At 65.5% G+C, this 12,823-nt stretch carries 8 protein-coding genes; 5 read left to right on the top strand and 3 right to left on the bottom strand.

The genetic code is table 11. The features are described from left to right. Nucleotides 1–18 precede the first annotated feature (18 nt). Complete coding sequence (locus C8C96_RS16915; protein WP_121944061.1) at nucleotides 19–3,273, top strand: error-prone DNA polymerase; 3,255 nt, start codon at nucleotides 19–21, stop codon at nucleotides 3,271–3,273. A 271-nt stretch (nucleotides 3,274–3,544) separates the two neighbouring features. Here C8C96_RS16915 and C8C96_RS25355 read toward each other — a convergent pair whose 3' ends face one another. Continuing rightward, nucleotides 3,545–5,143: a methyl-accepting chemotaxis protein gene (locus C8C96_RS25355; RefSeq protein ID WP_147455689.1), complete on the bottom strand. Its 1,599-nt coding sequence runs from the start codon at nucleotides 5,141–5,143 to the stop codon at nucleotides 3,545–3,547. A gap of 415 nt (nucleotides 5,144–5,558) precedes the next feature. Here C8C96_RS25355 and C8C96_RS16905 point away from each other — a divergent pair, with 415 nt between their 5' ends. Next, entirely contained in the window at nucleotides 5,559–6,377 is an 819-nt protein-coding gene (locus tag C8C96_RS16905) for an alpha/beta hydrolase-fold protein (protein WP_158605768.1), read from the top strand. A gap of 96 nt (nucleotides 6,378–6,473) precedes the next feature. Here the strand turns inward: C8C96_RS16905 and C8C96_RS16900 are convergent, their stop codons facing one another. Further along, nucleotides 6,474–7,391, bottom strand: a complete 918-nt coding sequence (locus C8C96_RS16900) for a LysR family transcriptional regulator (RefSeq protein ID WP_121943047.1) — start codon at nucleotides 7,389–7,391, stop codon at nucleotides 6,474–6,476. Nucleotides 7,392–7,476: 85 nt separating this feature from the next. Here C8C96_RS16900 and C8C96_RS16895 point away from each other — a divergent pair, with 85 nt between their 5' ends. Continuing rightward, nucleotides 7,477–8,313 carry a dienelactone hydrolase family protein gene (locus C8C96_RS16895; RefSeq protein ID WP_121943046.1) on the top strand — a complete coding sequence of 279 codons (837 nt, stop codon included), beginning with the start codon at nucleotides 7,477–7,479 and terminating at the stop codon, nucleotides 8,311–8,313. A 34-nt stretch (nucleotides 8,314–8,347) separates the two neighbouring features. On the opposite strand, the gene C8C96_RS16890 is transcribed toward C8C96_RS16895, so the two are convergent. After that, nucleotides 8,348–9,727, bottom strand: coding sequence for a lytic murein transglycosylase (locus C8C96_RS16890; RefSeq protein WP_233584336.1), 1,380 nt, complete (start codon nucleotides 9,725–9,727; stop codon nucleotides 8,348–8,350). A gap of 221 nt (nucleotides 9,728–9,948) precedes the next feature. On the opposite strand from C8C96_RS16890, the gene sbcB reads away from it, so the two are divergent. Then, nucleotides 9,949–11,397 carry an exodeoxyribonuclease I gene (gene sbcB / locus C8C96_RS16885; protein WP_108499143.1) on the top strand — a complete coding sequence of 483 codons (1,449 nt, stop codon included), beginning with the start codon at nucleotides 9,949–9,951 and terminating at the stop codon, nucleotides 11,395–11,397. A gap of 147 nt (nucleotides 11,398–11,544) precedes the next feature. After that, nucleotides 11,545–12,792, top strand: coding sequence for a cystathionine gamma-synthase family protein (locus C8C96_RS16880; RefSeq protein WP_121943045.1), 1,248 nt, complete (start codon nucleotides 11,545–11,547; stop codon nucleotides 12,790–12,792). Nucleotides 12,793–12,823: the final 31 nt, after the last annotated feature.

Genomic DNA, 12,823 nt, shown 5'->3' with positions numbered 1-12,823 from the left:
TGGTTGTCCATGGGTTTGATGCACCGACATCCTTCACAGGCCACTGCGGTGCCAGGCCCCGCAGCGAGCGCAGGCGAGCTGCCGGGATATGCCGAGCTGCATTGCCTGTCCAACTTCAGCTTTCAGCGCGGCGCATCGCACCCGCAAGAGCTGGTCACGCGCGCTGCCCAACTCGGCTATCAGGCGCTGGCGTTGACAGATGAATGCTCGGTGGCCGGCGTGGTGCGTGCCTGGGGGGCGGCCAAGGAATGTGGCCTGCACCTCATCGTGGGCAGCGAGTTTTTGTGGGGTGACCTGCGGCTGGTGGCACTGGCACGCGATGCCGAGGGCTGGGGCAACTTGTGCGAGTTCATCACCGCCGCCCGAGCCGCTGCGCCCAAGGGGCAATACCGCGTGGGTGTGGACAGCCCCTGGCACTTGCTGCAGGGGTGCGAGCTGCTGCTAGCACCATGCCGTCAGCGCTTTGATGCTTCTGATTTTGTAGCAATCAGCGCATGTATCACTAGCGCTACCAGCCAATTGGGCTCTCAAAAGGCTCCGCATGTGTGGCTGGCGGTCGAATTGCACCAGGCCGCCGACGACAGCCTGTGGCTGGCCACGCTGCAGCGCGTGGGCGCTGCACTGCAGCTGCCGCTGGTGGCGGCGGGCGACGTGCACATGCACGCCCGCTCGCGCAAGCCGCTGCAGGATGTGATCACCGCCGTGAAGCGCGGCTGCACCGTGGCCGAGTGCGGCTTTGCGCTGCAGCCCAACGCCGAGCGCCACCTGCGCCAGCGCGTGCGGCTGGCGGGCATCTACCCGCCCGAGTTGCTGGCGGCCACGCTCACCGTGGCCGGGCGCTGCACTTTCAGCCTGAGTGAGATCCAGTACCGCTACCCGCTGGAGACCGTGCCCGAGGGCATGACACCTGCCCAGGCACTGGCCTGGCTGGTAGAGCTGGGCGTGCGAAGCCATTACCCGCTGGGCGCGCCCGAGGGCGTGCAGGCGCAGATCCGCAAAGAGCTCGATCTGATCGCGCACTGCGGGTATGAGATGTATTTCCTGACCGTGCACGACATCGTGCGGTTTGCGCGCAGCGTGGGCATCCTTTGCCAGGGCCGGGGCTCGGCGGCGAACTCGGTGGTCTGCTACGTGCTGGGCATCACGGCGGTGGCCCCCGAGCAGTCCCACCTGCTGTTCGAGCGCTTCATCAGCAAAGAGCGCAGCGAGCCGCCTGACATTGATGTGGACTTCGAACACGACCGGCGCGAAGAGGTCATCCAGTACATCTACGACAAATACGGCCGCGACCGCGCCGCCATCGCCGCCGTGGTCACCTGCTACCGCACGCGCAGTGCCCTGCGCGACGTAGGCAAGGCCCTGGGCGTGGCGCCCGCCCTGGTCGATGCGTTTGCCAAAGACCACCACTGGTTTGACGAAACCTTTGCCACCGACCGCCTGCAGGAGCTGGCCCAGGCGGTGGGCGTGTCGCTGCACCGGCATACCGCCCGGCTGTGGTTGGAGCTGGCTGCCGACCTGAAGGATTTTCCGCGCCACCTGAGCCAGCATGTGGGCGGCTTTGTGCTGACCCATGGCAAGCTCACGCGGCTGGTGCCGGTGGAGCCCGCCAGCATGAAGGACCGCTCCGTCATCCAGTGGGACAAGGACGACCTGGATGACATGGGCCTGCTCAAGGTCGATGTGCTGGCCCTGGGCATGCTCAGCGCGCTGCGCCGCTGCCTCAACCTGCGTGCAGCCCTGCGCGGCGAGCACTGGGGTCTCAAGGAAATCCCGCGCGAAGACCCTGCCACCTACGACATGATCTGCGCCGCCGACACCGTGGGCGTTTTCCAGATCGAAAGCCGCGCCCAGATGAGCATGCTGCCCCGCCTGCAGCCGCGCGAGTTCTACGACCTGGTGGTCGAGGTCGCCATCGTGCGCCCCGGCCCCATCCAGGGGGGCATGGTGCACCCCTACCTACAGGCGCGCGAGCGCCGGCGCAAGGGCGAGCCTCTGCAACTGGAAAAGCCGGAGCTGGAGGACGCCCTGGCGCGCACGCTGGGCGTGCCCATCTTCCAGGAGCAGGTGATGCAGATCGCCATGATCGCGGCGGGCTTCACCCCCGGCATGGCCGACGACCTGCGCCGCTCCATGGCCGCCTGGAAGCGCAAGGGGGGCGTGCATCGCTTTGAAGAGCCTCTCAAACAAGGCATGAAAGACAGGGACTACCCCGCCGAATTTGCCGACCGCATCTTCCAGCAGATGCTGGGCTTTGGCGAATACGGCTTTCCTGAAAGCCACGCCCACAGCTTTGCGCTGCTGGCCTATGCCAGCAGCTGGCTCAAGTGCCACGAGCCCGCGTGCTTTTTGGCGGCGCTGCTCAACTCGTTGCCCATGGGCTTTTACAGCGCCTCGCAACTGGTGCAGGACGCCCGCCGCCACGGCGTGCGCGTGCTGCCCATCGACGTGACCGTGAGCGACATCGACTGCACGCTGGAGGGCAACCCCGAGCCGCTGCGCCCCGCACGCGGCCTGGGCGCACCGCCGCTGCCCCAGCCCGCCGTGCGCCTGGGCCTGCGGCTGGTAGGCAGCCTGCACACAGACGCCGCCAAACGCCTGCTGCACGCCCGCGCCACAGGCCCCGCCTTTGCCACCACCGAAGACCTGGCCCTGCGTGCCCAACTGAGCCAGCAAGACCTGCAAGCCCTGGCAGCCGCCGACGCCCTGGCCAGCCTGTCGGGCCACCGGCGCCAGCAGATGTGGGACGCCGCCGCCCAGCACAGCGCGCCGCCCCTGTGGCGCGACGTGCCCGTGCACGAGGCCCCGCTGCAACTGCCCGAGGCGCCCGAGGGCGAAGAAATCCTGTTCGACTACGCCGCCACTGGCCTCACGTTACGCCTCCACCCTCTGGCCCTGTTGCGCCCCCGCCTGACCCGCTGGCGCCTGCAAACCGCCCTGCAACTGCACAGCGTCGCCCACGGCCGCAAGGTGCGCGCCTGCGGCATCGTCACCGTGCGCCAGCGCCCTGGCACCGCCAAGGGCACCATGTTCGTCACGCTGGAGGACGAAACCGGCCCCGTCAACGTCATCGTCTGGCCCGCCCTGGTCGATGTGTGGCGCAATGCGCTGCTGCGGTCACAGCTGCTGGCGGTGGAAGGGGTGTGGCAATGCAGCGCCGGCCCACCCGGCAGCACGGCGGTGGTGCGCCACCTGGTGGCCCAGCGCTTCAAGGACCTGACACCCCTACTGGGCCGCATGGGGCAGGCGCTGCAGGGGAGCCGGGATTTTCATTGAAGGAGAGTTTCCGAGGCTCGTAGTGGGGATGGCAGTCAGGCTAAACAGCGGCCCATGGGGCTTGCGCGCCGCCAGTCCCTCCAACGCCTGGCACTCTAGATAGAGCGCTTGGCTGCTGTATGCAGCCGTTGAAGACGGGGCTCCAAAAGAAAGCCCGCACGAGGCGGGCCAAGAGTGAGGGTGTCGGCAAAGGGCAAAGCCGACGGCCGATGGTAGCGGTCTTGGCGTGCCAAGCCCACCCGACGATGGTCGTATTTCGCAGGTTGTAATCCTATTGAAGGCGAGGCGCAGCGAACGATAGCCCAGGCATGCGTGCCAAAGCTCCGCGGCCACCAGGCAATTTGAAGAACGCGACCGCACTGACAAGTTCTGCAGCCTGATTGTTCAAGCTGCTGGCCGCGGCTGCCATCTCTTCCACCAACGCGGCATTCTGTTGGGTGACCTGGTCCATTTGGGTCACAGCTTCGCCCACCTGCGCCACGCCCTGGCTTTGCTCTTGGCTGGCGGCGCTGATCTCACCCATGAGGTCCGTCACCCGCTTGATGGAGCTCACCACTGCCGTCATCGTCGTGCCTGCTTGGTCCACCAGGGTTGTGCCCTGACTCACTCTCGAAACGCTGTCATCGATCAGCGTTTTGATCTCTTTGGCCGCTTCTGCGCTGCGCTGTGCCAAGTTGCGCACCTCGGTGGCCACCACGGCAAAACCGCGGCCCTGTTCGCCGGCCCGTGCTGCTTCCACCGCTGCGTTCAGTGCCAGGATGTTGGTCTGGAACGCAATGCCATCGATGACGCTGATGATGTCCGCAATTCTCTTGCTGCTGTCGTTGATGCCCTTCATGGTCTCGACGACCTGACCGACCACCTCTCCCCCTTGTATTGCGACCGTAGAGGCGCTCATTGCCAGCTGGTTGGCCTGGCGTGCGTTGTCTGCGTTTTGCCGGACGGTGGAGTTCAGCTCTTCCATGGACGCCGCAGTCTCTTCCAGCGCGCTGGCCTGTTGCTCCGTGCGGGCGCTCAGATCGTGGTTGCCCTGGGCAATTTCTGAAGACGCTGTAGACACGTTCTCAGAGTTTTGCCGAACCATGCTCACGGTGTTCACCAGGCTTTGCTGCATGCGCTCCAGCGCTGCCATGAGCTGGCCCGTTTCGTCCGTGCTGGTGACCTGGATGGTGGTGCTCAGGTCACCACCAGCCACATGCTCTGCCAGTTGCACGGCTTGGGCCAATGGGCGGGTGATGGAGCGCACCAGCAAGAGGGCTGTCACCACGGCCAGCACTATCGCAAGGGTCGAGATCATCAGCAGCGTTGCGCGCGCATTGGCATAGGTTGCCTCCGACTCTGCCCGGGATGCCTCCGAGCCATCGCTATTGATCTTTACCAGCTGGTCCAGCGTCTCCATGGTCAGATCAAACAGCTTCTTGGAATCACCCTCCACGAGACTCCGTGCCTGATCGTTTTCGTTCTTGCGCGAGAGTGCAAGCACGCGGTCATCCACCTCACGGTACTGCTTCCATTGCTGCACGAGCTGGTCATAAGCCTTGCGTTCGTTGTCCCCGCTGATGAGCTTCTCGTAAGCCTTCAATGACTGATCCAGTCTCTGCCGGTCGGTCACTACCTTCTTGTCAATCGCCTCCATCGCCGCTGCGTCGGTATTCATGACATGACCCAATACGGTCATGCGTGCCACCAACAGCTGCGAGTCCATCTCATTGGCCGCTCGAACGCTCGGGAGCCAGTTGTCCGCAATTTCCACGGTGGCAGCCCGCATGGTGGAGAGCTGGAGGGCAGCCAGCCCCGCAAGCCCCATCAGCAGCAATATCAGGGTGGCAAATGCACCGTACAGGCGGGTCGAGATTTTCAGATTTTTCATGTCGGCATCTTTCTGGATGGTCTTGTCTCGACGGGATTCCTTGAATCCTCTCCAACCCGGGCAGTCATGGCAGGGGCGTTGGGCTTGACCTTCAACGGCCTGTTTTCACCTGCCGCTAAGGTTGTTGTTTGTCGATTTAATCAAATATATCATATTAATCATTTGTCAGCAAAGGCCAAGATCATTTTTCGGTGTCTGTCGGCATTCGGACCGACCCTTCAGGTGTGCTCCGCGAGCCGGAATCGAGCGTCTTCTGTTCCTGGGCCCTCGTTCTTGGCAGCATGAAGCGGCTGGATTAACTTGGTCTTAAGAAATTTGTCTGTCGCCCACGCAGCCGTGCGCCGCGCGGGGCCCCTAAGATGGCCAGGGTGTGTCGCATTCACCCGCCACCATGGCGCAGCAGGAGGAACCACACATGGGCATGGAGTTTCAGCACGCGCGCAGAAGTGCGCTCATTTGCGCGGCGTCCGCCGTCCTGACCGCCTGCGGAGGCGGAGGGGCCGACGACGGTGCAGGGCCCGCCGCATCAGGCCAGGTGATCAACTCCACCATCAAGTCGGTTGCCAATGGCAACACGTACGCCATTCAGGTTTTCTTGCCCGAGTCGTACGCCAACAGCACGACCGTTTTGCCTGTGATCTACGCGACCGAAGGGGACGCTCCGTACGGGGGCGCCAATCGCTCGCGCTTTGACACGTTCAAAGAGGTCATGCAGCGCCGGGGTACCCAGGCTGTTTTGGTTGGCATTGGGGGAACGGCCTGGAGGGGCACTGACTTCCTTATGCCCGGCGCAACGAAGTACCTCGACTTTCTGGTGAAAGAACTGGCGCACACCATTGAGAGCCAGTACCGGATTGATCGCAAACGAAGGGCGTTGTCGGGCTTGTCTCATGGTGGCTACTTCGTTCTGGCCGCGCTGATACTGGAGGCGCGTGCAGGTGTGCCCCCCAGTTTTTCACACTACCTGTCGACAGAGTGCAGCGTGGGGGAGCACACCAGCCCGGCGGGGGTCTTAGCGTTTGAAAAGCAGATTGATGGAAAGGCTGTGCCAGCGACCTTGTTCCTTGCGGGTGCGAGTGGCGGCAACCACCCACTGATCGGTATCCCTGTTTTCAATCAGATCGCCTCTCAAAACCTACCGGGCCTGGTATCGCTCAAGGCCGAGTACAACACTTCGCATGTCGGTGCGGATGTGCCTGCATTTGAAGATGCGTTGACGCGGTTCTTTTCCTAGGCGGGCGTTGTGCTGCGGCGCCTGCGCCAGCGTCCGGCGTCACGAACCAATGCACTTTTCTCGGTCATTGCCGCATGCAGACATCGGGTCATCCCTTCATGACTCCAGCTTCACCAGGCGATGCAGCTGTGCCCCTTTGGCTCCCGCAACCACCGCCTCCATCAACGCCCGTGCGGGCACTGACAGCGCTCGGTCCCTCTGCTGCATCACAAACACCTCGCGCTGCACGGTAGGGCGCAGGGGCGAAAAGCGCAAATCGGCAGCATCCCTGTGCGATGCGCCCAGTGCGGACATCACCGCAATGCCCACGCCAGCCCGCGCCATGGCCAATTGCAGGGCGAGGCTGGAGACTTCCACCCCATGGTCCATGTGTGCCACCAGGTCAGAGCCTTGCGCGCGCAGCACGCTGACGATGCTGGTGTCGCTGCCTTCCTTCAGCAGAGGCAGGTCGCCCAGTGTTTCGGTACGGACCCAGGCCTTGAGCTGGTGCAGCTGTGGGTTGAACAGAAGACCCAGCGGTGCGCTCAGCAGCTTGGTGCAGCGCAGGGCCTCGGTGCGGCCAACGGGGGAGCCAATGCCAAAGTCCACTTCGCCTTGTGCCACGCGGCGGGTGATGCCTTGACTGTTGTCGTTGACCACGCGCACCCGCACGCCAGGGTGTGTTTTGACGAAGGCATGCAGGATGTCGGGCAACACCGTGCAGCCAAAGGCCTCGCCCACCGCCAGGCTGACCGAGCCGCGCTGGCCCGTGGCTTCACCCTGGATCAGGGCGGCGGCCTCCGTCAGGTCGTGCAGCAACCGCTGGGCGACGGGCAGGAATCTCTCGCCCTCTGGCGTCAAGGCCAGTTGGCGGGTGGTGCGCAGGAAGAGCGCGACCCCCAGCTGGCTCTCAAACTCTTGCAGCGCGCGGGTGAGCGCGGGCTGGCTGATGTGCAGGGCCTCGCTGGCGCGCGAGATGTTGCCCACGGCGGCGGTGGTCACAAACATGCGCAGCTGGCGTTGGGTGAGATTCATAATGATTGGCTATGAATTGCATCAATTGATGCATTGGACAGGAATTGTGCCGCTTTCTACAGTGCAACCCCAAAGGAGTTGCACCATGAAAAAAATATCGACCCTGTCTCTGGCCATCCTGTTGTCTCTGGGCCTCAATGCTGCCCAAGCCCAAACACCGGTAGGGGAGGTCAAGGGCACAGCGACAGTCCACACCGAGGCGTCTGCCAAAGGCGTGATGGCTGGGGCGCTGCTGGTGTTACCCGCCCAGGCCACCGGAGGCGCCGCCTATGTGGGGGCGTTCAAGGATGCGCCCGCCACGATGCGCAACAAGGTGCCGGTGGTGGTGTTCCTGCATGGCTCGTCGGGCCTGGGGCTCAAGGCCATTGGCGAATGGCAGCAATGGCTGGGCAGCCTGGGCATTGCCAGCGTGGCGCCCGACTCGTTTGCGCTGCCCGACCGCGTGACCTACAAGTCGCCTGCCAGCAAGGAGGTGTACGAAAAAATCCACGCGCTGCGCCGGTCAGAGATCGCCCTGGCACTGCAGGCCCTGCAGTCCCAGCCCTGGGCGGACATGCAGCGCCTGGTGCTCGCAGGCACCAGCGAGGGCGCGACGGCCGTGGCACGCTATGGCGGCGCCGAGTTTGCGGGCCGCATCATCTTTTCGTGGAGTTGTGAGGACAACTACTTTGTGGAGCGGCCCGACACGGCCGTGGTGCCGGGACAGCAGGTGCTGAACATCATCAGCGCAACCGACCCCTTCTTTTCACCCACCAACACCTGGCTGGGCAACGCATCGGCCAGCGGGCATTGCGCCCGGGCCTTCAAAGACCATCCGCAGGCCAGCGTGGTGTTGATCCCCGGCGCGCCCCACACGCTGCTGAATCTGCGGGCGGCGCGGCAGCCGGTGCAGGGCTTTCTGGTGAACTTATTGAAGCCCTGAAAAACACGGGCGACCTGCAGGTGCCGTGCGGCCTTCAGGGCGCCTGCAGCTTCTGCAGCAGCTCCAGCGTCGGATACCCGTCGGCCACAGTGCCCAGGCTGCGCTGGTAGCCGCGCAGGCCTGCGCGGGTGGCGGGGCCCATCACGCCGTCGGGGGTGCCTGCGGCAAAGCCTTTGCGGTTCAGGGCTTCTTGCAGCGTTTGCAACTGTGCACGCGACAGCGGCTCGATGTGGCGGGGCCACGGGGTGGCCACCGGGCCGCCGCCGTCGATCTGGCGCGCGAGCAGGGCCACGCCCAGCGCGTAGTTGACCGAGTTGTTGTAGCGCAGGATGGTGCGAAAGTTGTTGCCCACCAGAAACGCCGGGCCCCGTGCACCCGCAGGGGTGACGATGGAGGCCCCGGCCATATCGGGCAGCGGCGCCCTGTCGATGGACCGCACCCCTTCGGACTCCCACTGGGCCGTGGTCTGGCGCACGGCGGGGTCGGCGCGGGCGTGGTCGAACGTGGGGGGCAACTGCACTTCGGCTCCCCATGGCTCGCCAGACTTCCAGCCCGACCGGGCAAGGAAATGTGCGGTGGAAGCCGTCACATCCGGTACGCTGCCCCAGATGTCGCGGTGCCCGTCGCCGTCGGCATCCACAGCGTAGGCCAGGAACACCGAGGGCAGGAACTGGGTGTGCCCCATGGCCCCGGCCCACGATCCGATCATGCGGTCGGCGGCGATGTCGCCCTGGTCGATGATGCGCAACGCTGCCAGCAGCTCGGTCTGCGCCCAGGCGCGGCGGCGGCCTTCATACGCCAGGGTGGCCAGTGCATCCACTGTGCGGAAGGTGCCAAAGTTGCTGCCGTAGTTGCTCTCCATGCCCCAGATGGCGGTGATGACGCTGGCCGGCACGCCGTAGCGGGCGGCTGCCGCCTGCAGGGCGGTGCTGTGCGCCGCCAATTGCGCTTGGCCCTGGGCGATGCGCTGGGGCGAGACGGCGCTGTCGAGGTACGCCCATGGGGTGCGGGTGAACTCGGGCTGGGCGCGGTCCAGCTCGACCACGCGGGGCAGCCACTGCGCCTTGCCCAGCACGTCGCGCACGGTGGCGGGACGAATGCCCGCCTCCAGCGCCTGGGCCGAAAAGGTGGTCAGCCATTGGGCAAAGCCGGCGGTGTGGTCGGCATCGGGATCGGGGCTGGCCTGCGGCTGTGTGGCGGCTGGGGTGGGCGAAGCTGTCTGTGCTGGGGCCGCCGCCACGGGTTTTGCTGCGGGCGTAGGGGTGGAGCTGGGGGCTGACGCGCAGCCCGCGAGGGCGAGGGCGGCTGCCAGGGCCACCCCGGCAACGCCTGCGGGGGCGTGGGCGCGCTGGGCAGCGAGGGGCAGGGCGGTGGCGCGCCCCACGGGGCGAGGGGAAGCAATGAAACTGGGCATGCGCCATTGTCCCGCGTGCCAGTCCGCGTACAGGGGGCGAATGTGCATCAGTCCGTATGGTGAATATGCTTACTATGTTTTTGATAGCTGCTTGCGCATGTTCCACTAGCGCTTGCGGCCAAAAACACTGAAAAATGCGGTTACAGTGACGGCTTGATCGCCTTGCGCCCCGCCCGCCGTGCGCGAGCCTCCGCCTGCAGCCCCCTGTTAGCCTACCGACCATGGCGCCCCACACCTTTCTCTGGCACGACTACGAAACCTTTGGCGCCAACACGCGCCGCGACCGGCCTGCGCAGTTCGCGGCCATCCGCACCGATGCCGAGCTGAACGAAATCGGCGAGCCGCTGATGCTGTATTGCCAGCCCGCCAACGACTATCTGCCCGACCCGGTGTCGTGCCTCATCACCGGCATCACGCCCCAGCAGTGCCTGGAGCAGGGCGTGCCCGAGCACCAGTTTGCCGCGCGCATCGAGTCCGAGTTTGCGCAGCCCGGCACGATTGGCGTGGGCTACAACACCATCCGGTTTGACGACGAGATCACGCGCTTCATGTTCTGGCGCAACCTCATCGACCCCTATGCGCGCGAGTGGCAAAACCAGTGCGGCCGCTGGGACCTGCTGGACGTGGTGCGCATGACCTATGCGCTGCGACCCGACGGCATCACCTGGCCCAAGAAGGAAGACGGCGTGACGCCCAGCTTCAAGCTGGAGCACCTGTCCAAGGCCAATGGTTTGCAGCATGATGCCGCGCACGATGCGCTGTCGGACGTGCGCGCCACCATTGCGCTGGCACGGCTGATCCGCCAGCACAACACCAAGCTGTTTGACTTTGCGCTGAGCCTGCACAAGAAGGACCGCGTGGCCGCCGAACTGCGGCTGCCCGCCACCACGGCCACGGCGCGCGCGTTCTTGCATGTGTCGGGCATGTTCCCCACCGAGCGCGGCTGCCTGGCTGTGATGTGGCCGCTGGCCAGCCACCCCACCAACAAGAACGAGCTGATCGCCTGGGACCTGGCCCACGACCCACGCGAGCTGGCCACGCTGAATGTGGAGGACATCCGCCTGCGCATGTTCAGCAAGGCCGACGCGCTGCCCGAGGGCGTCACGCGCCTGCCCATCAAGACCATCCACCTGAACAAGTCGCCCATGGTGGTGGGCAATGTGAACACGCTCACGCCCGCGCTGGCGCAGCGCTGGGGCATCGACCTGGCCCAGGCCGCACAGCACGCCGAGGTTGCGCGCGCGCTGCCCGACATGAGCGGCATCTGGCCGGCGGTGTTTGCCCGCCCGCAAGAGCCGGCACCGGATGTGGACCAGGACCTGTACGGCGGTTTTGTAGGCAACAACGACCGGCGCCTGCTGAACGACCTGCGCACCCTGAGCGGCGACCGACTGGCCAAGGCGCGTGCGAACTTTGATGACCCGCGCCTGGCCGAGCTGCTGTGGCGCTATCGGGCGCGCAACTTTCCGCAGACGCTGTCGCCCGAGGAGCAGGAACGCTGGGAGGCGCACCGCGCCGCCTGCCTGTTCGACGGGCAGGGCGGGGCGCGCACGGTAGAGCAGCTGTTCACCGAAATCGACGAACTCTCGGAGACCGCCGACGATGAGCGGACGCAGGACATCCTGGGCGCCTTGTACGATTACGCTGAACACATCGCACCGGAGCGGTAGCCCCCTGAGGCGCTGCGCGCCTTCCCCCGGAGGGGGACGCACCCGGTGGCCTGGCAAAGCCAGTTCCACGGGTGCACTGGCATCAGGGCGCGCCAGTAGTGATCGCCCCGTCTTGTAAGTAGCCACGCAGAAACAGCGCAGATTTTTATGACGACAACGCAGAACCACAGTTTCACCACCCAGATCGTGCACGCCGACCGCCTGGGCGGCGCCGAGCACGGGGCCATCCACAAGCCCATCCACACCTCGGTGCAGTACGGCTATGAGAAGGTCGAGGACCTGATCGCCGTCTTCCAGGGCACCGCCAAGGGCGGCTTCAACTACGCGCGCCAGGGCACGCCCACCACGGCGGCGCTGGAGGCCAAGATCACGCAGATGGAGCGCGGGCATGGCTCCATCGTGTTCTCCACCGGCATGGCGGGCATCTGCGCGGTGTTCCTCACCCTGCTCAAGGCGGGCGACCATCTGGTGGCCAGCCAGTTCGTGTTTGGCAACACCAACAGCGTGTTCGGCACGTTGGCCGACCTGGGCATTGAAGTGACCACGGTGGACGTGACCGACGCGGCCAACGTGGCTGCCGCGCTGCGCCCCAACACCCGCATGGTGTTTGTCGAAACCATTGCCAACCCCGGCACGCAGATCCCCGACCTGGAAGGCATTGGCGCGCTGTGCAAGGCGCATGGCGCGCTCTACGTGGTAGACAACACGGTGGCATCGCCCTACCTGTTCCGCGCAGCCACGGTGGGCGCGGGGCTGGTGGTCAACTCGCTCACCAAGAGCATTGGCGGGCAGGGCGATGCGCTGGGCGGCGCCATCACCGACACGGGCCTGTACGACTGGTCCGGCTACCCCAACATCTTTGCGGCTTACCGCAAGGGCGACGCGAAGGGCTGGGGCCTGCAGCAGCTGCGCAAAAAGGGCCTGCGCGACATGGGCGGCACGCTGTCGTCCCACGCCGCCCACCAGCTGGCCCTGGGCGCGGAGACTTTGTCGCTGCGCATGGACCGCACCAGTGCCACCGCCCTGGCGCTGGCGCAGCGGCTGGAGGCGCACCCGTCCGTCTCGCGCGTGCTGTACCCCATGCTGCCCTCGCACCCGCAGCACGCGTTTGCGCGCAAGCACCTCAAGGCTGGCTCGTGGCTGCTGTCGTTCGAGCTGCGCGACCCCGACCAGTGCCTGGCCGTGTGCAACCGCCTGCAGTTGCCCATCAAGGCCACGGGGCTGGCTGACACGCGCACGCTGATCATCCCGGTGGCGCACACCATCTTCTGGGAGGCCGGCCCCGCCGTGCGCGCCACCATGGGCATTGCCGACAGCATGATCCGCCTGTCGGTGGGTCTGGAAGAGGCGGAAGACCTGCTGGCCGACTTTGAGCAGGCGCTGGCCGGAGCCTGACCCCACCTGAATTGCCCACCCTGACCGGGAG

The organism is Acidovorax sp. 100, from assembly GCF_003688355.1.
In the GTDB taxonomy this organism is placed as follows: domain Bacteria; phylum Pseudomonadota; class Gammaproteobacteria; order Burkholderiales; family Burkholderiaceae_C; genus Acidovorax; species Acidovorax delafieldii.
Note: the sequence above shows the minus strand (reverse complement) of the source record. Positions and strands in the feature narration are given on the sequence as shown.